This is a genomic window from Paenarthrobacter sp. E2MeOHC11 (assembly GCF_058744955.1).
Window position 1 is genome coordinate 3477284 of sequence record NZ_CP196673.1, and the last position, 20710, is coordinate 3497993.

Annotated in this window: 16 protein-coding genes; 11 read left to right on the forward strand and 5 right to left on the reverse strand. The window is 63.0% G+C overall.

What is annotated here, in order from left to right:
* Window positions 1–3 precede the first annotated feature (3 nt).
* Complete coding sequence (locus ACSSVG_RS16155) at window positions 4–1098, reverse strand: LacI family DNA-binding transcriptional regulator (protein ID WP_492415638.1); 1095 nt, start codon at window positions 1096–1098, stop codon at window positions 4–6.
* Window positions 1098–2123 (reverse strand): hydroxyacid dehydrogenase, encoded by a 1026-nt coding sequence (locus ACSSVG_RS16160; RefSeq protein WP_231340702.1) that lies wholly within the window; start codon window positions 2121–2123, stop codon window positions 1098–1100. Before ACSSVG_RS16160 ends, ACSSVG_RS16155 begins: the two co-directional genes overlap by 1 nt.
* A 255-nt stretch (window positions 2124–2378) precedes the next feature.
* Here ACSSVG_RS16160 and ACSSVG_RS16165 point away from each other — a divergent pair, with 255 nt between their 5' ends.
* Genes ACSSVG_RS16165 through ACSSVG_RS16185 form a run of 5 tightly spaced genes read left to right on the forward strand, consistent with a single transcriptional unit; the run spans window position 2379 to window position 9377 of the window.
* Window positions 2379–3422 carry an ABC transporter permease gene (locus ACSSVG_RS16165; RefSeq protein ID WP_492415639.1) on the forward strand — a complete coding sequence of 348 codons (1044 nt, stop codon included), beginning with the start codon at window positions 2379–2381 and terminating at the stop codon, window positions 3420–3422.
* A complete protein-coding gene (locus ACSSVG_RS16170) occupies window positions 3406–4350 on the forward strand; it encodes a carbohydrate ABC transporter permease (RefSeq protein ID WP_253468788.1) in 945 nt (314 codons plus the stop codon). Before ACSSVG_RS16165 ends, ACSSVG_RS16170 begins: the two co-directional genes overlap by 17 nt.
* 26 nt (window positions 4351–4376) lie before the next feature.
* Window positions 4377–6026 carry an extracellular solute-binding protein gene (locus ACSSVG_RS16175; protein WP_492415640.1) on the forward strand — a complete coding sequence of 550 codons (1650 nt, stop codon included), beginning with the start codon at window positions 4377–4379 and terminating at the stop codon, window positions 6024–6026.
* Between the two features lie 46 nt (window positions 6027–6072).
* Window positions 6073–8019 carry a DUF2264 domain-containing protein gene (locus ACSSVG_RS16180; protein ID WP_492415641.1) on the forward strand — a complete coding sequence of 649 codons (1947 nt, stop codon included), beginning with the start codon at window positions 6073–6075 and terminating at the stop codon, window positions 8017–8019.
* The gene (locus tag ACSSVG_RS16185; RefSeq protein WP_492419223.1) at window positions 8019–9377 is read left to right on the forward strand and encodes an alpha-L-fucosidase; all 1359 of its coding nucleotides are present in this window, start codon (window positions 8019–8021) and stop codon (window positions 9375–9377) included. Before ACSSVG_RS16180 ends, ACSSVG_RS16185 begins: the two co-directional genes overlap by 1 nt.
* A 70-nt stretch (window positions 9378–9447) precedes the next feature.
* Here ACSSVG_RS16185 and rarD read toward each other — a convergent pair whose 3' ends face one another.
* A complete protein-coding gene (gene rarD / locus ACSSVG_RS16190) occupies window positions 9448–10515 on the reverse strand; it encodes an EamA family transporter RarD (protein ID WP_492415642.1) in 1068 nt (355 codons plus the stop codon).
* 117 nt (window positions 10516–10632) lie between these two features.
* Here rarD and ACSSVG_RS16195 point away from each other — a divergent pair, with 117 nt between their 5' ends.
* The 6 genes from ACSSVG_RS16195 to ACSSVG_RS16220 all read left to right on the forward strand — a co-directional run bounded on the left by ACSSVG_RS16195 (window position 10633) and on the right by ACSSVG_RS16220 (window position 18366).
* Window positions 10633–12072 carry an FAD-dependent oxidoreductase gene (locus ACSSVG_RS16195; RefSeq protein ID WP_492415643.1) on the forward strand — a complete coding sequence of 480 codons (1440 nt, stop codon included), beginning with the start codon at window positions 10633–10635 and terminating at the stop codon, window positions 12070–12072.
* Between the two features lie 87 nt (window positions 12073–12159).
* Window positions 12160–13503, forward strand: a complete 1344-nt coding sequence (locus ACSSVG_RS16200; protein WP_492415644.1) for a helix-turn-helix domain-containing protein — start codon at window positions 12160–12162, stop codon at window positions 13501–13503.
* 96 nt (window positions 13504–13599) lie between these two features.
* Window positions 13600–15123, forward strand: coding sequence for an acetaldehyde dehydrogenase ExaC (gene exaC / locus ACSSVG_RS16205; RefSeq protein ID WP_231340710.1), 1524 nt, complete (start codon window positions 13600–13602; stop codon window positions 15121–15123).
* A 104-nt stretch (window positions 15124–15227) separates the two neighbouring features.
* Window positions 15228–16238, forward strand: a complete 1011-nt coding sequence (adhP, locus tag ACSSVG_RS16210) for an alcohol dehydrogenase AdhP (RefSeq protein WP_492419225.1) — start codon at window positions 15228–15230, stop codon at window positions 16236–16238.
* The gene (locus ACSSVG_RS16215) at window positions 16238–16654 is read left to right on the forward strand and encodes a DUF779 domain-containing protein (RefSeq protein ID WP_231340711.1); all 417 of its coding nucleotides are present in this window, start codon (window positions 16238–16240) and stop codon (window positions 16652–16654) included. The genes adhP and ACSSVG_RS16215 overlap by 1 nt, the downstream gene beginning before the upstream one ends.
* 164 nt (window positions 16655–16818) lie before the next feature.
* Complete coding sequence (locus ACSSVG_RS16220; RefSeq protein WP_231340712.1) at window positions 16819–18366, forward strand: amino acid permease; 1548 nt, start codon at window positions 16819–16821, stop codon at window positions 18364–18366.
* Window positions 18367–18449: 83 nt separating this feature from the next.
* On the opposite strand, the gene ACSSVG_RS16225 is transcribed toward ACSSVG_RS16220, so the two are convergent.
* Together ACSSVG_RS16225 and ACSSVG_RS16230 are read right to left on the reverse strand one after the other, a co-directional pair.
* Window positions 18450–19085: a DUF2461 domain-containing protein gene (locus ACSSVG_RS16225; protein ID WP_492415645.1), complete on the reverse strand. Its 636-nt coding sequence runs from the start codon at window positions 19083–19085 to the stop codon at window positions 18450–18452.
* A 131-nt stretch (window positions 19086–19216) separates the two neighbouring features.
* Window positions 19217–20698, reverse strand: a complete 1482-nt coding sequence (locus ACSSVG_RS16230) for a catalase (protein ID WP_253468778.1) — start codon at window positions 20696–20698, stop codon at window positions 19217–19219.
* Window positions 20699–20710 lie beyond the last annotated feature (12 nt).

A 20710-nucleotide genomic window follows, 5' to 3' on the forward strand; every position in this document is an offset into this window, starting at 1 on the left:
TGCTCAGGCCTTGTTGGGAGGCGAAACCGAGTCCCGGATGACTATGTGGGTGCCGACCGTGAGGGTGCTGTCAGAGGAGGCGCCGGCGTCGTGCGGTGACTGGGACAGGGCCAACCGCACGGCTTCACGACCCAGTTCTTCCAGCGGAACGCGGACCGTGGTGAGGCGCGGTCGAAGCTCGCTTGCCACCGGAACGTCGTCGTAGCCAACCACTGAGACATCCTGGGGAACCCGGATTCCGCGTTCCTCGAGCGCCTCCAGGATGCCGGCGGCCACGAGGTCGTTGGCACCGAAGACCGCAGTGAAGTCGATCTCCTGGTCCAGCAGCTCGCGCATGCGGCTGTATCCGAAACCACGGCCAAATGCGCCCTCGTGGACCAGCGAAGGATCCCGCTCAATGCCGCGGGCATCCAGGGCGCGGTAGAAGCCGGCAAGCCGGGAGGCCGTCGTCGAGAAATCGCGGGGGCCGCCAACGTAAAGGATCCTGCGGTGTCCCTGGGAGATCAGGTAGTCGGTGATCGCGAAGGCACCACCTTCGTTGTCGTAGGTGACCATTTTGGTAGGAACACCGGCTCCCAACGAAGGGCGTCCGCAGAGAACCAGGGATGATCCGGCCGCAGCCAGTGCACGGGCACGGTCGGCCATTTGCTTCCTGTATCTGGGGTCGTCCGAGGCCCCACCCACCAGGATCACGGCATCGGTACGTTGCTCGCGCATGAGGTCCACCAGTGCGAGTTCGCGTTCCTTGTCTCCGTGGGTCGCGGTGATAAGGCACATGCGTCCCTCTGCGCTCGCCTGCCTCTCAACTCCGCGGGCGATGTAGGCGAAGAAGGGATCGGCGACGTCGTTGATGATGATTCCGACGGTGCGCGTCGTGGCACCGGCGAGGGCACGGGCATGCGCATTGGCCACGTAGCCAAGATCAGCCACGGACCGGAAGATGCGCTCGCGCGTGGCTTTTGCCACCGGGTAGTTGCCGCTCAAGGCCCTCGAAACGGTGGCCACCGACACGCCTGCCGCCTGCGCAACGTCGGCAATGGTGGCGCCGCTGCCGCCGCGGGCGTGGATCGGATCTGTGGGGGAGCTTTTCTCAGTCACTAAGCGATTCTCGCAAGATCCGCGGCCAATACCGGATAAGCCAAGGGCAAGCCCTCGCTCAATCGGCGGATTTCCATCACGGCGTGGCTGCCCAAACGGTGGATTTCGTTGCCCATCGCCCCCGCAATGTGGGGTGTCAGCACCACATTGGGCAGTGTGTGCAGCACGGAGCTGGCTGGGAGCGGCTCTGGATCTGTGACGTCAAGATACGCGTCCAGCCGTCCGGAAACCAGCTCGGCGGTCAGGGCGGTGGCATCGATGAGGGCGCCGCGGGCCGTATTGATGACCAGCGTTCCGTCCTTCATGAGGGCAAGTTGCTGCGCGCCGATGATGCCCCGCGTTTCCGCGATGTCCGGAGCGTGGACGCTCACAACATCGGACATCGCGCACAACTGGTCCAGTCCGACGGTTTCAACGCCAAGTTCCGAGGCGTCGACGACGGTGAGGTAAGGATCGTAGACCAGCACCCGGGCATCGAGGTTCTTGAGCAGCCCGATCACCAGGCGGCCGACGCGGGAGGCCCCCACGAGTCCGATGGTCACGCCGTTGGTTCCAATGGTGGGGAAACCGGACGCGTTGCGCGAGGCCCCTGTGATGCGCAATTGTTCGCTGAACCTGCGGGCGCGCTTGAGGCCCATGACGATCGCGGCAAACGTAAACTCCGCCACTGGCACGGCGTTGGCGGCAGCAGATGATGACACCTCTATCCCGCGCTCGTAAACCGCGGGGGACAGGAACGTCTTGACGGTGCCCGCCGCATGGACGATGCACCGCAACCTGGGCAGCTGGTCCACCACGAAGGCGTCAATGGTGGGTGCACCCCACCCTGTGATGAGCAGTTCCGCATCTGCCAGCAGCTCCAAAGCTCCCGGCGCGGAAAAGTCCGCAATGGGCTCGGAGTCCACCAGGGTGACCATTCCGTGGAGTCGCGCCAGGTCCTCGGGGCTGAACAGGGTGCGCAGGGTGTTGCGGCCCATCACGAACGCAGCCTTGATGGTGCCGGCTTGGTGGAGGTTGGTGGTCACTGCGGTTCCGTCCGGTTCGTCGATGGAAAACTATAGAAAGCGCTTGCTATTTCCAGTCACCCTAGGCGGGTAGTTGAAATCCTGTCAATCCCGCAGAATCAACGTTTGTATGGTTTTGTGCATGTTATTGACATCACACCGTGCAACTGGGTAGCTTCTTCTCCATAGTAAACGCTTACTATTTCTAGCCACTGAGCGCTCCCCAGGCGCCGGGCCACTCCACATCCGTCCTTGCGGCGCAGACAGAGGAAATACATGAGCAGCAACAGCCAGACACTCACGCCCCACGTGACGCCCGACGTCGGTGGGCCGGCTGCGGTGGCGGAAGGTCGCCGTCGGGGTCGACCACCAAAGGAAGCGGCCCCAGGGCAGGCCCGCAAGAAGAGCCTCATGGCCAGGATCCGACGCGACAAAGTGATGTTGCTGCTGATCGCCCCGGGCTTCTTGTACTTCGTGGTGTTCCACTACGTCCCGCTTGCCGGCAACATCATCGCGTTCCTGGACTACAAGCCGTATCTCGGCTTCATGGACAGCGTCTGGGTGGGGTTGGATAACTTCGCGGCCATGTTCCAGGACGGTGCATTCTGGGAAGCCCTCCGCAACACACTGGTGATCACGGGCCTCCAGCTGGCCCTCTTCTTCCCTGTTCCCATCTGCCTGGCCCTGCTGCTCAACAGCATCGTCTCCAACAAGATCCGGAAGTTCGTGCAGAGCGTTGTCTACCTGCCGCACTTCATCGGTTGGGTCATCATCGTGGCGGTCTTCTCCGAGGTCCTCGGCGCTACCGGGGCCGTTCCGCACCTGCTGGAAAACCTGGGCCTGCCGCGCTTTGATGCCATGACCACGCCGGAGTTCTTCCCCTTCCTGGTCACCATCCAGTCCATCTGGAAAGACGCTGGCTGGGGAACCATCATCTTCCTGGCCGCCCTCATGAACGTGGACCAGGAGCTCTACGAAGCCGCCGCCGTGGATGGGGCAAACGCCCGTCACCGGCTCTGGCACATCACGCTCCCGGGGATCATGCCGGTGATCGTCCTGCTGCTCATCCTCAACCTCGGCAGCATCCTGTCCGTCGGGTTCGAACAGATCGTCCTGCAGCGCGACAACGTGGGACCCGGTGCAGGCGAAGTGTTGGATACCTACGTCTACTTCCATGGCATTCAGGACGGGCAGTGGGGACCGGCCGCCGCCGTCGGACTCGTCAAGGGGATCGTCGGACTGATCCTGGTGCTCGGCGCCAACAAGCTCGCGCATTTCTTTGGACAGGAAGGTGTCTATTCCAATGGCAAATCCAAGTAGCACGCTGGTGGCCGGCCTGGGCCGCCGCCCGAAAAACAGGCCGAAAACAAAGGACACCCGGCCCGTCTGGATGGAAAAGCCCAAGCCGGCCGTGCAAGTCTCCAAGGCCATCGCGCTGGTGGTCATTTGCTTCCTGGCCCTGTACCCCCTGCTTGCGGTCCTCGCCACGAGCCTGTCCAGCCAAAGCGAGATCGCCAACAACAACGGCCTGGTGCTCTTCCCCAAGGAGCCCACTTTCGCCGCGTACCAGACCATCTTCGCCGGTGGCGTTGTCACTGATGCGCTGATCCGGTCCCTGGTGATCACCACCGTGGGCACGGCCCTGTCACTGGTGGTCACAGTCGCGATGGCGTACGGACTGACCCGCCGGGACCTCGTGGGCGGCCGCTTCTTCCTCATGACAGCCCTGTTCACCATGCTCTTCAGCCCGGGCATCATTCCCAGCTTCCTCATGGTCAAGGAACTCGGATTGCTGGACAGTTACGCGGCCTTGGTCCTGCCCACCTTGATGAGTGCCTTCAACTTGGTGGTGGTGAGGTCCTTCTTCATGAACCTGCCGCAGGAGCTCTTCGAGGCGGCGAAGATCGACGGCGCCGGCGACTTCCGCATCCTGGTCCAGATGGTGTTGCCACTCTCACGTGGTGTGTTGGCGGTCGTCGGGCTCTTCTACGCCGTGGGGTACTGGAACGCATTCTTCAACGCCATGCTCTACCTGAACGACGACAAGTGGCCGCTGTCCATGATCCTGCGCCAATACGTCCTGCTGGGCCAGCCCATGGGCGACTCCGCAGTAGCCGAGATCGCGGTGCCGTCGCAAGCGATCCAGATGGCCGTCGTCGTGATTTCGCTGATCCCCATCGTGATCGTGTTCCCGTTCCTTCAGCGGTACTTCACCAAAGGCGTCCTCACCGGCGCCATCAAAGGCTAGTCAAACCATATGTGAAAGGGCATCCCATGAAATCAATCCAGACTTCCGGCCCCAGCCGCCGGAACTTCCTTTCCGTCACGGGCATCGGCGCCCTGGCGTTGTTCAGCGGCGGGGCCTTGGTAGGCTGCGGCCAGCGCACCACCAGCGTCGCCTCGAATGCCAGCGAAGCGTTGCTCCCCACGCACATGCCCCTCAAGGCGGCTGCGGCGGACATCGCCGGCACGGCAGAAGGCGTGCCGGCGGCGTTCTACAAGTACCCCGCACCGTTCCGAAGCGTGGAGAGCCCACCGCTCAAGGGTGGCAAGGTCACCGCCATCACCAACCTGTTCGGCACGGCCCCCAACGCCCGGGCGGACAACCCCGCGTGGCAGGCCATCGAAGCACGCCTGGGCGGTCAGGTGGAGATCACCTCGGTGTCCTCGGATGACTACGCCACCAAGTTCAACACGATCATTGCCGGCGGCGAGCTGCCCGACCTCATGCTCAACGACGGCGCCGCCGTGCCCAACATCGTGGAGTTCCTCCAGGCCAAGTGCGCGGACCTGACGCCGTTGCTGGGCGGCGACAAGATCAAGGATTACCCCAACCTGGCCGCCATCCCGGAGGTGTTCTGGAAGCAAACAGTCCAGGCCGGCAAGCTCTACTCGCTGCCCATCCCGCGCAACCTGACCGGTGGCTCCGGCTTCGTGAACCAGACCCTGTTGGAGAACGTGGGCATCAAGTCCACCGAGGACATCAAGGACAAGGACGATTTCTACCGGGTGGCCAAGGAGCTCACCAACCCGTCCAAGAACCAGTGGGCGTTGGGCAGTACCAAGTTCGGCCTGACGATGCTGCACCACATGTTCCGGACGCCGAACGTCTGGAAGAACGACGGCGGCAAACTCACCAGGGCGTTCGAAACGGACGAATACATGGCCGCGATCGAGTTCGCAGCCAAGCTCTACAAAGACGGCCTCTACGTGCCGGGCTCCGAGGGCTGGACCAAGTCGCAGATGGTGAACTCCTTCATCTCCGGCAAGGTGGCCATGATCTACGACGGCCTCCCCGCTTACATTGGCCCCACCGGCTACGGCCGCAGCATCCCCGCCGCCAACAAGGCCAACAAGGCCGTGCCGTTCATCCCAGTAGGCCACGACGGCGGCAAGGCACAGACCTGGTTGGATAACATCACCTTCGCCACTGTCATGCTGAAGAAGGCCGACGAAGCCAAGCTCAAGGAAGTCCTGGCGGTTGCAAACTTCCTGGCGGCCCCGTTCGGCAGCGAAGAGTACCTGCTGCTCAACTACGGAGCGGAAGGAGCAGACTACACCCTGGATGCCAACGGCAATCCCGTGGTCACCGAGCGTGCTTTGCTGGACAACGCCGTGCCGTGGAAGTACCTCGCCGCGCCGCAGCAGGTTGTCTACGACCCCAGCAACAAGGACATTGTGGACGTCATGCACAACGCCTACTCAAAGCTCATTCCGCTGGGCGTCGAAGATCCGTGTGGCACGCTGTTCAGCCCCACGAACGCCAGCAAGGGCGCCAAGCTCGGACAGCCTGTGTCCGACGCCGCCACGGCAGTCATCGCCGGACGTGGCACCATGGACGCACTCAAGAGCGCCGTGGCGGACTGGAAGAAGAACGGCGGAGACACCATCCGCGGCGAATACGAATCGGCCTTGGCCAAGTAGCCAGTCCTCACAACCCCAGTTTGCCTGAACCCAAGGACCCAACACCGTGACACAGTCCCTGCCCAACTTGCCGTGGCTACCCGAAACCAACAAAGCCCAGTCCCCATTCACGGGCTGGACCCGCAGCCACTGGGAGGCCACGGCGGACCACTGGCTGGAACACATCCGCCAATATTCCAGCCCGTTGAAGGCGAGCCCACGCCTCCCTGGCCCGGTGACCCGCGACGGCGAGCGCCGGGAGGGCATGGAAACCATCGGGCGGAGCCTGTTGATGGCTGCGCCGCGGATTGCCGGTGCATGTGGCCAGGATCGGCTGGGTTTGGCGGCCTGGTACCGGGAGTCGCTGCTTGCCGGCACTGATCCGGGGGGAGAGGAACGCTGGCCGTTGGGGGTCACCTGCAAGTCTCCTTTGCTGGGGGTGACCAACTCGATCGTGGAAGCGGCGAACATCGCCTTCTCGCTCTACATTGCCCGAGAGTGGCTGTGGGAGCCCTTGTCGGCGGGGGAGAAGAAGCAGGTTGCGGATTGGTTGCGGCACCATGCCCGGCTCGAGGTGTGGGGCAACAACTGGCAGCTGTTCCCCGCAATGGCTGAGGGTTTCCTGCGTTCGGTGGGTGAGGACGTATCGGGCTGCATTGGGGCGCGGAACGTGGCACGGGTGGAGTCCTGGTATGTGGGTGATGGCTGGTACACGGATGGGCCGGAACACGCGATCGACTACTACAACGCGTGGGCCATTCACCCGTATCTGTGGGCTTGGTACAAGATGACCGGCCGGGAGGACACCCCTGAGGGCCGCCGTCACCTGGACCGTTTGCGTGAGTTCGTGGGCACGCAGAGCCTCATGTTCGCCAAGGATGGAGCGGTGCTGCACGTCGGGCGATCCCTGGCGTACCGCACGGCTGTCCTGGCTGCGCTGTGGTGTGCGGAAATCTGGGGCGTGAACCCGCTGACACCGGGCGCAACCCGACGTTTGGCATCCGGTGTGCTGGCGAACTTCACCGCCAAGGGCGTAGGGGTGGATGGGCCGCCGAACCTTGGTTGGTACGGCGAACACCTGGCATCCTGCCAGGCGTACAGCGGTTTCGGCTCGCCGTACTTGGCGGGCATCGGCTTCCTTGGCTTGGCCCTCCCGCCGGAGCACCGGGTGTGGCAGGACGTGGAAGAGCCGCAGCCCACGGACGGTCCGGCTCAGCTGCGGTCCTTGCCCGATGCCGGCTGGACGTTGACCACCCACGGCGGCTTGGTGCGTCTGACCAATCACGGCAGCGATCACTGCGGCTTGCCAGTGGGAGGCGGCACGGACCCCGACGATCCGCATTACGCCAAGTTCTCCTATTCCACGCACACGGCCCCGGGCACGGGTGCTGCGTGGGAGGACAATGTGGACGGCCACCTTGCGTTGTTGAGGTCCGACGGCGTGGCGAGCCGGCGGTGTGCCCTCCGCGCCACCCGCACGGACGGACTCGTCAGCGGATCCGTGCACATTCCGCAGCTGTATGGAAAGACCTTGCCCGGCACTGCCGTGACCACCGTCTCTGCAGTGAACGGGATTCATGAGCTTCGTTGCCACCTGGTCCGCGGACCGGTGGAGTATTCCGTCCGGGAAGGTGGTCATGCCGTCGCCGGAGCCCAACCCGTGCAAGCGGGCCGGTCCGAAGACACGGCATGCGTCAGCAACGGCGACGTGTTCGCGGCAGTCACAGCTATCCACGGGTGGCAGGATCCGGACACCACCCGCTATGCGGGAGCCAACGCCATGGGCGAGCACTCAGCTGTACCGGTTCTGGGCGCGCAGCGCACCAGCGGGGAAACGGTCCACATCGCGCTCCACACCCTGACCCGGGACGAGGCTCCGGCCCCCGAAACGCTCAAGGCGGCTGCCGCCGTCGTGGTTTCCGGCACGGAAGTGTCAGTCACGTGGGCGAGCGGCACTTCGCAGACTTTTGACCTGCGGACGTTTGTGCCGTGGGACGGGCAGGTGGGAAAGTGATGGACCTCAAGTACGGCGCCTCCCGCGAAAAACCCCGTGAGGATGCTGCAATGCAGCGATTCCGGAGCCACCGGGTGGGGCAGTTCATCCACTGGGGCCTCTACTCACTGCCGGCTGGCCGATGGGAGGGCAAGGACGTGGAGTTCGCGGCCGAGTTCCTGCCGCGCGTCGCGAAAATTCCGCAGCAGCGCTGGGAAGCGCTGGCGAAGGACTTCACCCTGGCTGACTTCGACGCCGAACGGTGGGCGGACACGGCGGTGGCTCTCGGTGCCCGCTACATGACCATCACCACCAAACATCATGACGGCTTTTGCTTGTGGCCGAGCGCCCACACGGACTTCCACATGGGCAATACGCCATCGGGCAGGGATGTCCTGGGCGAACTCGTCGCGGCGTACGAGGCCCGGGGAATCGACGTCAACTTCTACTACTCAGTGCTGGACTGGCGGCACCCGGACTGGCGTTTCACGCTGGAGGACGACGCCGACAACCTGGCTTTCGCCCGCTACCTCGACTTTGCGATGAAGCAGTTGGAGGAACTCGCCGAGCGGTATCCGTCGGTCAAGGGATTCTGGTTCGACGGCACCTGGGACGAGTCCGTGAAAGCCAACGGGTGGTGGACCTGGGAAGTCGAGCGGATGCTGAAGGAACGGATTCCCGGCGTGGTGGTCAACAGCAGGCTCCGGGCAGACGACTTCGGCGCACGGCACGTCGATTCCAACGGAGCACTCATGGGTGATTACGAAAGCGGCTACGAACGCAGATTACCGGAGCCATGGGACCACGGCGTGGCTGAGCGGGATTGGGAAGCGTGCATGACCATTCCGCAGGCCAGTTGGGGGTATCACCAGGGACCATGGGCCCAGGCAACTCTGAAGCACCCGTGGGATGTGGTGGACATGATCGCCCACTGCACGTCCCTTGGCGGCAATTTCCTGCTGAACTTCGGACCCCGTGGAGACGGTTCCACGGCACCGGCCGAGGTGGAGATCGCCACGAAAGTGGGGGAGTGGCTTTCCGTCAACGGGGAAGCCATCTACGGGTGCGGCTTCGCCGAGGGCTGGGACTATCCGGGGTGGGGCTACTTCACCCGTTCTGCCACGGGCGACGTCTACGCCGTAGTGACCCGGGCGCCGGTATCGGGGCGGATCCGGCTGCAGTTGCCGGCCGGAATGGCGCTCGCCGGCGTGCGGTTGCTGGGATCCGGTGAGCATCCGTTCAAGCGGCTCGCGGACTCGCTGTTCGAAATGGTCATTGCGGGTGACGCGAGTACCAGGCCGCTTGTTTTCGCCCTGGAAACCAGTGCATTGGCCCGGCCCTCGTCCGAGAAGGAACCCAACCCTGACGTGCTGGACTAAAGCAACGCGGGGTCACTTACGGCCCATAATTTCCCTTCACATGGGCCGTAAGTGACCCCGCGTTGCAGTACTACTGGGCTGCGGCCAGACGGGCCTTTTTCTTCAACACGGAGTTCTTCCGCGTGGTCCGCAGCATGTCGATGGTGAGCAGGACCAGGGCCAGCCACACGACGCAGAAGCCGATCCAGCGGGCCATGGTCATGGTCTCGTTGAACACAGTCAGGGCCACGATGAACTGAAGGACCGGCGCAAAGTACTGCAGCAGGCCGATGGTGGTCATGGGCAAGCGTCGGGCGGAGGCACCGAAGAAGAGCAACGGCACGGCGGTGATGACACCTGAGGCCACCAGCAGCCAGAAGTGGCCGGCACCCAAAGTGGTGAGGGTTTCCACGCCCGTGACACCAAGGACCACCATGGTGATGGCGGCGAGGGGGGCCAACACCACGGTCTCCACGCTGAGGCTGGTGAGGGCGTCAACCTTGGGTCCGACGCGCTTTTTGACGAAGCCGTAGAGGCCGAAGCTGAAGGCAAGGATCAGCGCAATCCACGGCAGCTGCCCGTAGGAGAACGTCAGGACGCCCACTGCAACGAATCCGATACCCACTGCTGCCCACTGCAGGGGACGCAGCTTCTCCTTGAGGACGAAAACGCCCAGGAGGACAGATACCAGAGGGTTGATGAAGTAGCCCAAGGAGGTTTCCACCGCGTGGCCGGTGGTGACGCCGAACGTGTAGGTGAGCCAGTTGATGGCGATCAAGCCCGCTGCCAGGGCCAGTGGACCGAACACAGAACGATCTTTCACCGCAGCCCAGAAAGTCTTCCAGGCCCGGGTGATAGTGATCAGCAAGGCACAAAAGAGCAAGGACCAGACGATCCGGTTGGCTACGATCTCGATGGCACTTGCCGGCATCAGAACAAAGAAGTACAGCGGCAGCAGCCCCCACAGGCCGTAGGCGCCGATGCCGAACAGGACCCCCGCCGTCGACTCGCTCCTCACCGGCTTGTCGATGCCGCCGGTGCCTTTGCCGCCGCCCCCGACTGCCGCCGTCGTGGGTTGGTTTGAAGAAGAGCTTGAGATGATCTGTTCCGGTGTCGACACATTGTCGGCAACACCATCTCCTGACGCAATATTCCGCAATGTTTGGGAATTTCTGTGACTCCTGCCATATAAGCGGCCTGACGTAGGGTCGACATCTAGAATTGGAATCTGCGCGCCCCAACAATGGCGTGGCTCACTGCTTCGGAAGGGCTTACGGTGTCCAACTCAGCCGCAACCACCCCCAAACGTCCGCTACGCGTTGCGATCGTCGGCGCAGGTCCCGCAGGTGTGTACGCCGCGGACATCCTGACGAAATCCAATGAGGTCAAAGACGGCGACGTGGAGGTCAGCATCGACCTCTTCGAGGCATACCCGGCGCCGTACGGCCTGATCCGCTACGGGGTGGCCCCGGATCATCCACGCATCAAGGGCATCGTCAACGCCCTGCACAAGGTGTTGGATCGCGGTGACATCCGCTTCCTGGGCAACGTGACCTACGGCCGGGACTTGACGCTGCACGATTTCCGCGCTTTCTACGACGCCGTGATCTTCTCCACCGGTGCCATCAAGGACGCGGACCTGAACATCCCCGGCATCGAACTCGAGGGTTCCTTCGGAGGCGCCGACTTCGTGTCCTGGTACGACGGACACCCGGACGTGCCCCGCGAGTGGCCCTTGGAGGCCAAGGAGATCGCCGTCATTGGCAACGGCAATGTGGCCTTGGATGTCGCGCGGATGCTGGTCAAGCACCCCGAGGAATTGCTGGTCACCGAAATCCCGGACAACGTCTACGCAGGGCTGAAGAAGTCGCCGGTCACCGACGTCCATGTTTTCGGCCGACGCGGTCCCGCCCAGGTGAAGTTCACGCCGTTGGAACTGCGTGAACTGTCCCACTGCAAGGACGTGGACATTGTCCTGTACCCGGAAGACTTCGAGTTCGACGAAGCCTCCGATGAAGCCATCAAGACGAACAACCAGATCAAGACCATGGTCAACACCATGACCAACTGGCTGGTGGAAGAGCACGCCGAATCCGAGCAGCCCTCTTCACGCCGCCTGCACTTGCACTTCCTGCACAGCCCGGTGGAAGTCCTGGACTCGCCAGAGGCACCGGGGAAGGTCTCCGGGATCAAGTTCGAGCGCATGCAGCTGGACGGAACGGGCAATGCCAAAGGCACCGGCGAGTTCGTCGAGTACCCGGTCCAGTCCGTCTACCGCGCCATCGGCTACCACGGTTCACCGCTGGAGGAGCTTGAGTACGATGCCCGCCGAGGCGTCATACCGAACGACGGCGGTCGCGTCCTGGACGCCGACGGCAAGCCCGTACCGGGAATCTACGCAACGGGCTGGATCAAACGCGGACCGGTCGGCCTGATTGGCCATACCAAGGGCGATGCCCTGGAGACCATAGGCTTCCTCCTCGAGGACAGGCTCACCCTGCCCCCGGCCGAGAACCCGGATCCGCAAGCCATCATCGACCTCCTCGAAGAACGCGGCGTCGAATACACCACCTGGGAGGGCTGGAACCGGCTTGATGCCCACGAGGCCGCCCTGGGTACTTCCTGGTCCGGTGGCGAAGGTAGCGGCAACGGTGTGGTCCGTGAACGCATCAAGGTTGTTCCGCGCGAGGAAATGATCCAGATCTCCCGCGGCTGACAATCTCCTCCACCCGAACTAGACTTCACGGTACTGTGCCGCCCGTTACACGCAGCGCACCGTCATTGCGGACTACCAGGGAGTTCGATGAGGAAACCCATTCATCCGCCGGTTCCAGGCAGCGATGCCGCGGAGTTGGTCCAGAAGCATGCCTTGGTTGGCCACGAACGCCTGGACTCCCTGCGTCTGGGCGCGCCCGGGGATATCGTTGGCCTCCGCCGCTTGGTGCGTGAATCCTGGCAACGCTCCGCCAGCCTGCAGGCCAATCCCGACGTCGCCGAGGCGCCCCTCGCGATGGACCAGGACGAACTTGAGGAGTACCGCAGGCAGCATCCGCTGGCCACCATCATGCCCGTGATCAAGAAGCTGCTGGTCCAACCCAGCCATGACAGCGGCCTGTTGGTGGCAGTGGGCGACGACGTCGGCCGCCTCCTGTGGGTTGACGGCGATCCCGTGATGCAGCGCCGCGCCGAAGGCATGATGTTCGTGGCCGGAGCCGACTGGTCCGAAGCCTCCGTGGGCACCAGTGCACCAGGCACCGCGCTGGCCCTTGACCGCAGCATCCAGATCTCCGGCGCCGAGCACTTCAAACGATCCGTCCACCCCTGGAGCTGTACCGCCGTTCCCTTCCACGATCCCGATTCCGGCGCCGTGCTGGGCGTCGTGGACATTACAGGCACGGAAACTGCCGTGGCCCCGCACACCCTCTCGCTGGTGGAGGCAACGGTCGCTGCAGCGCAGGCCCAACTGCGGATCGAGCGGCTCCAGCTGGCCGCCGGCGTGCGGGCCAAACCACGCCGCCGGAACTCGGCTGCCACTTCCAGCCATACCCTGTATCGCAACAGCTTGCAGCTGTTGGGCCGCGACCAAGCCCTCCTCAGCATCGACGGCCGGACCGTGTCCCTTTCCGCGCGGCACAGCGAAATCCTGGCCATCCTCGGCAACCACCCTGACGGTCTCAGTGCTGAGGACCTGTGCACGCAGCTGTACCCCGGCGACGGATCCTCAGTGACGCTGCGGGCCGAGATGGTGCGGCTCCGCAAGGTGATCCAGGAACTCAGCCCGGACGCGGTTCCCCAATCCCGGCCCTACCGCCTCCCCGTTGAGTTGCTGCCCGACTCCGGCCAGGTTCTCAGTTGCCTGCAACGTGGCGCCCACCGCATTGCCCTGGAAATCTACAAAGGTGCGGTCCTGCCGCGATCGGAGGCACCCGGCGTCGTGCAGTTGCGTGAGCGTGTCGGGCACCTGCTGCGCGAGGCGCTGCTCAGTGATGGCAGCGTCGATTCGCTGCTCAAGTATGCGGAACTGCCCGAGGCGAAGTACGACGTCGACCTCCGCCTTGCACTCCTCAAGCAGCTGCCGCCGCGCTCACCCAAGCGGGCCGCCGTCGTGGCTGACCTTGAACGGATCGACACCGAACTGTCTGCGTGAGCTGAATCACAAGGTTGCAACGTAGCTGCAACCTCCCCGCTCCTAGGCTCGGATCAATGGCGACAGCCACCGTGATTCGCAGCAAAGGAGCTAGCAATGACTGTTTACGCACAGCCGGGTGCCGAGGGTTCGAAGGTCACGTTCAAGGACCGTTACGAGAACTGGATCGGCGGCGAGTGGGTTGCCCCGGTCAAAGGCGCCTACTTCGAGAACATCACCCCCGTCACGGGCAAGGCCTTCTGCGAAGTTGCCCGCGGCACCTCCGAGGACATTGAGCTTGCCCTCGACGCCGCGCACAAGGTTGCACCCTCCTGGGGCAAGACCTCTGCCACCGAGCGCGCAGCCATCCTGAACAAGATCGCCGATCGCATTGACGAAAACGTTGAGCTCCTCGCGGTCGCAGAGACATGGGACAACGGCAAGCCCGTCCGCGAGACCCTCAACGCCGACATTCCGTTGGCCGCCGACCACTTCCGCTACTTTGCCTCTGCCGTCCGTGCGCAGGAAGGCCACCTCTCCCAGCTGGATGAGGACACTACGGCCTACCACTTCAAGGAGCCGCTGGGCGTTGTCGGCCAGATCATCCCGTGGAACTTTCCCATCCTCATGGCTGTTTGGAAGCTGGCCCCGGCCCTGGCCGCCGGCAATGCCGTGGTGCTCAAGCCCGCAGAGCAGACACCGACGTCCATCCTTGTGCTCATGGAACTCATCGGTGACCTTCTGCCGGCAGGCGTGGTGAACGTTGTCAACGGCTTCGGCGTGGAGGCCGGCAAGCCCCTCGCCTCGAGCTCCCGCATCCGGAAGATTGCCTTCACCGGCGAGACCACCACGGGCCGGCTGATCAGCCAGTACGCGTCCAACAACCTCATTCCCGTCACGCTCGAACTTGGCGGAAAAAGCCCCAACATCTTCTTCGACGACGTTGCCTCCGAGAACGATGCCTTCTACGACAAAGCCCAGGAAGGCTTCACGCTCTTCGCCTTCAACCAGGGCGAAGTCTGCACGTGCCCGTCCCGTGCTTTGGTCCAGGAAGGGATCTACGACTCCTTCATGACGGATGTCGTGGCCCGGACCAACAAGATCATCCAGGGCAACCCGCTGGACACCGACACCCAGATCGGCGCGCAGGCATCTAATGACCAGCTGGAGAAGATCCTCTCCTACATAGACATCGGAAAGCAGGAGGGCGCCAAGGTGCTGACCGGCGGTGCTCGGGCCGAGATGTCCGGTGACCTGGCCGGCGGCTATTATGTGCAGCCCACCATCTTCGAAGGCCACAACCGGATGCGCATCTTCCAGGAGGAGATCTTCGGACCGGTGGTGTCCGTGACCAAGTTCAGCGACTACAACGACGCAATCGGCCTTGCCAACGACACGCTGTACGGGCTGGGCGCCGGAGTCTGGTCGCGCAACGGGAATGTCGCCTACCGCGCAGGCCGGGAAATCCAGGCCGGCCGCGTGTGGGTCAACAACTACCACGCCTACCCGGCAGGTGCCGCCTTCGGTGGCTACAAGTCCTCAGGTATTGGCCGTGAGAACCACGCCATGATGCTGGACCACTACCAGCAGACCAAGAACCTCCTGGTCAGCTACAACGAGAACAAGCTCGGCTTCTTCTAAGAGTTGTTGTACAGCAGATGCCCTTATGGAGCGGTTTTAGGGGCATCAGCTGTACAAAAACTCCCATCATTCGTACAGATCAAAGGAGATCGTCAATGACCACCATGCACGCTGCAGTCGTCACGAAATTTGGAACCGACCTCGAGATCAAGGAAGTGGAACGCCCGACGCCGGGTCCCGGCCAGGCGCTGGTGCGCCTCATCACCTCGGGCGTATGTCATACGGACCTGCACGCCGCTGAAGGCGACTGGCCGGTCAAGCCAACGCCACCGTTCATTCCCGGCCATGAAGGTGTGGGAGAAGTGGTGGCCCTGGGCGAAGGCGTCACGGACGTTGCCATTGGCCAGTTGGTGGGCAACGCCTGGCTTTGGTCTGCCTGCGGGGACTGCCAGTACTGCCGTACCGGCTGGGAAACCCTGTGTGAGTCGCAGCAGAACGGTGGCTACAGCGTGGACGGCTCGTTCGGCGAGTACATGCTGGTGGACACTAGATTCGCCGCACGCATCCCTGCAGGCTCGGACCCTGTGGAAGTTGCGCCTGTGCTGTGCGCCGGCGTCACCGTCTACAAGGGCTTGAAGATGACGGAGGCCAGGCCGGGACAGTGGGTCACCATCTCCGGCATCGGCGGGCTGGGACACATCGCAGTGCAGTACGCGGTGGCCATGGGTCTTCGCGTGGCAGCGGTGGACATTGCTGATGACAAGCTGGCCCTGGCCCGCGAGCACGGCGCGGAACTGACAGTGAATGCCCTGCATGAGGACCCGGCGGAAGTGATCCAACGTGAAACCGGTGGCTGCCACGGCGTCCTGGTCACGGCGGTGCATCCCTCTGCCTTCGGCCAGGCGATCGGCATGGCACGGCGTGGTGGAACGATCGTTTTCAACGGGCTGCCTCCGGGAGACTTCCCGGCGCCTATCTTCGAGATCGTGCTCAAAGGCCTCACGGTCAGGGGGTCGATCGTGGGCACGCGGCAGGACCTTGAAGAGGCGCTGGAGTTCTATGCGCAGGGAAAGATCAAGCCAACGGTCTCTACCCGGGAGCTCTCGGAGGTCAACGCGGTCTTTGACGAGATGAAGCACGCCAAGATCGATGGCCGAGTGGTTCTGAAGTTCTGATGGACTCCGCCAGCTTGGAAGCTGCGGTGACGCTGCCCGGGGAGGACTTTTCCCGGGTGGCGCTCACCGTAGTGTCCGTGGAACTCCTCCGCAAGCTGTGGGACCAGCACGGACCGCTCATGTTCCATCAGTCGGGCGGCTGCTGCGACGGCTCGGCACCCATGTGCTACCCGGCAGGGGAGTTCCTGACAGGTGATTCCGATGTCCTGCTGGGCAGGTTCGACATTGGAGCTGGCAGTGAACCACAGCCGCTGGAGTTCTGGATGTCCAAGGAGCAGTTCAATTACTGGTCGCACACCCACCTCACTGTGGATGTGGTCCCCGGCCGCGGCAGTGGGTTCTCGGTGGAGTCTCCCGAGGGTAAGCGATTCCTGATCCGTTCCACCCTCATGGACTGGGACGTGCCAAGCAATTAGGTCCAAAGCTGGTGTGATGAGGGCAACCCGCCTTCGTCACACCAGCCACACCTGCCCCGCGCCCCACAGGCCGTCTCACTATCTGGGATAAATATGGCCGTCCATTGACCGGACACTATTCTTGATGAGTCCTATACCACTCCCATCCAGAATGTGGCATTTTTATGAACATTTTCAGGACCAAATCGATCGAGCAGTCGATCGCCGATGCCGATGAGCCCGGTCGCAAGCTGAAGCGCAGCCTCAGCACCTGGGACCTGATGATCATGGGCGTCGCCGTTGCTGTCGGCGCCGGGATCTTCTCGGTAGGCGCCAAGGCTGCAGCAAACTTTGCCGGCCCCGCCGTCACCATCTCCTTTGCGATCGCCGCCGTCACGTGCGCGCTGGCCATCATGTGCTACGCAGAATTCGCCACGGCAATTCCCGTAGCCGGCTCCGCCTACGTCTTCACCTACGCGACCATGGGCGAGGTCCTTGCGTGGATTATTGGCTGGAACCTCATCCTCGAACTTTTCACCGCTGCGGCGGTGATCGCCAAGTACTGGGGCATCTACCTCAGTACCGTCTTTGGCCTGATGGGCGTAGACATGCCGCCGTCAATCAAGGTGGGCGGCGTTGACCTCTATTGGGGTGCCTTCCTCATCGTCGCGATCTTCACCGTGCTGCTGGTGTTGGGGACAAAGTTGTCCGCCCGCGTCGGCAACGTCTTTACGCTGATCAAGATCGCCGTGGTGCTGTTCGTGATCGTTGTTGGCTTCAGCTACGTGAAGTTCTCCAACTACACCCCCTTCGTCCCGGCCTCTGAGCCCACCGATTCCGGTGCCGCCGACGTCATGAAGCAGTCCTTCTTCGGCTTCCTCACAGGCGCCGCTCCGGCCCAGTACGGAACGCTGGGCGTCTTCGCCGGTGCAGCCCTGGTCTTCTTCGCCTTCATCGGCTTCGACGTAGTGGCCACCTCCGCAGAAGAGGTCAAGAACCCGCAGAAGACACTTCCCCGCGGCATCTTCGGTGGCCTTGCAGTGGTTACGCTGCTCTACATCCTGGTCTCCCTCGCGCTGACTGGTATGGTCTCCTACACACAGCTGGCCGAGGTTAAGAACCCCACCCTGACCACCGCCTTCGAGGCCGTGGGCAACACGGACGCTGCCAAGATCATCGCGTTCGGTTCCTTGGTGGGTCTGACCACGGTGATCATGGTGCTCCTCATGGGCCTGTCCCGAGTGGTCCTCGCCATGAGCCGCGATGGCTTGTTGCCTCGTTCGCTGTCCAAGACCAGCGAGAAACGCTCCACCCCTGCCCGGCTCCAGATCATCTGCGGCGCCGCTGTGGCACTGGTTGCCGGTCTGACCAATGTGGATCTCCTCGAGGAAATGATCAACATTGGCACGTTGTCCGCCTTCGTGATGGTCAGCCTGGGCATCCTGGTGCTGCGCAAGAAGCGCCCTGACCTCAAGCCCGCCTTCCGGGTCCCGTTCGGCAAGGTCCTGCCGTGGGTCTCCGCGGTGCTCTGCCTCTACCTCATGACCAACCTGGCGGTGGAAACCTGGATCTTCTTCGCGATCTGGCTGGTCATCGGCATGGTCATCTACTTCTCCTACGGACAGCGCCACTCCAGGCTCAACGAGAAGTTCGCCGCAGCCAGGGCCTCCGTCAACGGTGCTCCCGAAGTCCGCCGGGCCGACGGCGACGAAGACAGCTACACGAAGGTCTAAACCAATCACGGCAGCTTGTCAGACAGCTGCCACCTCTTGCCCTACAAGGCGCCCGGAAACATCGGTTTCCGGGCGCCTTCGCGTTACGGCGCAGCATGCTCGCTGACCCACTCCACCAAAGGCCTCAGTACCTCCCAACGGGCAGCGATCTCATCTTTGGCAGCGGGAGTTGAAAGCCAGTCCGGTTGCCCAACCTCCACGCCCGCCGACAACGACTTGTGCTTGAGCAGCTCAGCGCGTGGATGGTCTTTGTCGAAACCCCGCGGAACGGTCTTGAGCTTCTCGCCCTCGATGGCAAACCCGGCCGTAGCGATCGAATCAACGATCTCCTGTAGCTCCAATCCACTGTCAGGGGCATCCACGGCGGCCCGGAAACGCGCAAGCTGGGCAGGCGTGTGGGAATGGTAACCACCACCGATCAGCAGTCCATCCGCACTGATCTGGACGTAGAAGCCGACGCCTTCCTGGGTGGCGGCAAAGGCACCTTGGGCAGTTTTGTATGGCGACTTGTCCTGGGAGAACCGGATGTCCCTGTTGGGACGAAAAATCTTGGCCGGCCCGAACCGCGGCTCCAGCTCTGAAAGGAGAGCTGTCAGCGGCTCCTTGACCTCGGCGTCGTATGTTGTTTTATGTTCCAGCCACCATTCACGGTTGTTGTTCTCTTCGAGTTCGGCATAGAAGCGGAATGCGGCTGTAGGGATGCCTTCGAATGTGCTCATGAAAGGATCCTATGGACCCCACCACCGGCGCAGCCATAGGTCAAAAGAGCTATGTGGAAAAACAAAAAGAACACCCCGCTGCGGAGATCCGCAACGGGGTGTTCCTGGAAAATGCAGTAACGCGAAGACGCTTAGAGCTTGTTGGCTGCTTCGGCGTCGGACTCGGTCTGGCCTGCACCGAGGTTGGCACGGAGCTTGGCGCCGAGATCGGAGTCAACGTTGGTCCAGTACTGGATGGCGCGTTCCTTGATGTCGGCGTTCTTCACGCCGCCCACGGCACCGGTGATGGTGTCCAGGAGGCGGGCCTTGGCAGCGTCATCGTAGACCTCGCGGTACAGGGTACCGGCCTGGCCGAAGTCGCTGTCCTCAGCGTGCAGGGTGTGCGCGGAGAGGGTGAGCTCGCCGTCGTTCTCCCAGCCACCGGCCGGCGAAGTGGGCTCAACAGCAGCCGGGCCACCAACAGAGTTCGGTGCGTACACCGGGGTGGAGGGGGAGTTGAACAGGAAACGACCCTGGCCATCCTGGCTGTAGTTGTTGACCTGGTTCTTGGGCTGGTTCACCGGGATCTGTGCGTGGTTGGTACCCACGCGGTAGCGGTGTGCGTCGGCGTAGGAGAAGATGCGGGCCTGCAGCATCTTGTCCGGGGAAGCAGCGATGCCCGGTACGAAGTTCGACGGCGCGAAGGTGGCCTGCTCGATCTGCGCGAAGTAGTTCTCCGGGTTCTTGTTCAGCTCCATGGTGCCCACGTGGATCAGCGGGTAGTCAGAGTGCGGCCACACCTTGGTGAGGTCGAACGGGTTGAAGCGGTACGTCTTGGCGTCTTCGTACGGCATGACCTGGACGTGCAGTTCCCAGGAGGGGAAGTTGCCATCGGCAATGTTTTCCTGCAGGTCGCGGATGTAGAAGTCCGCGTCCGAGCCGGCAAGTTCTTCAGCCTGGTCACCGGTGATGGTCTTGACGCCCTGGTTGGACTTGAAGTGGTACTTGACCCAGAAGCGCTCGCCAGCGGCGTTGATCCACTGGTAGGTGTGCGAGCCGTAGCCCTGCATTTCACGCCAGGAAGCCGGGAGGCCGCGGTCGCCCATGAGCCAGGTGACCTGGTGTGCGGACTCGGGGGAGAGGGTCCAGAAGTCCCACTGCATGTCAGCGTCACGCAGGTGGGTACCCGGGAGGCGCTTCTGGGAGTGGATGAAGTCCGGGAACTTGATGCCGTCGCGGATGAAGAAGACGGGGGTGTTGTTGCCCACGAGGTCGTAGTTGCCCTCGGAGGTGTAGAACTTCACGGCGAAACCGCGGGGATCGCGCCAGGTGTCAGGAGAACCGTTCTCGCCAGCGACGGAGGAGAAACGGATCAGCATGTCCGTCTCGGTACCCGGCTGCAGGAAAGCTGCCTTGGTGTAGGCCGAGACGTCCGAGGTGGTCTTGAACGTACCGAATGCGCCGCCACCCTTGGCGTGCACTACACGCTCCGGGACCCGCTCGCGGTTGAACTGTGCGAGCTTCTCCACCAGGTAGTGGTCGGTGAGGATGATGGCACCGTCAGCGCCGACGGACTTCGAGTGCGCGTCGGAGGTAACGGGTGCACCTGACTGGGTTGTTGAAATAGCAGTCATTGTTCTCCTTTT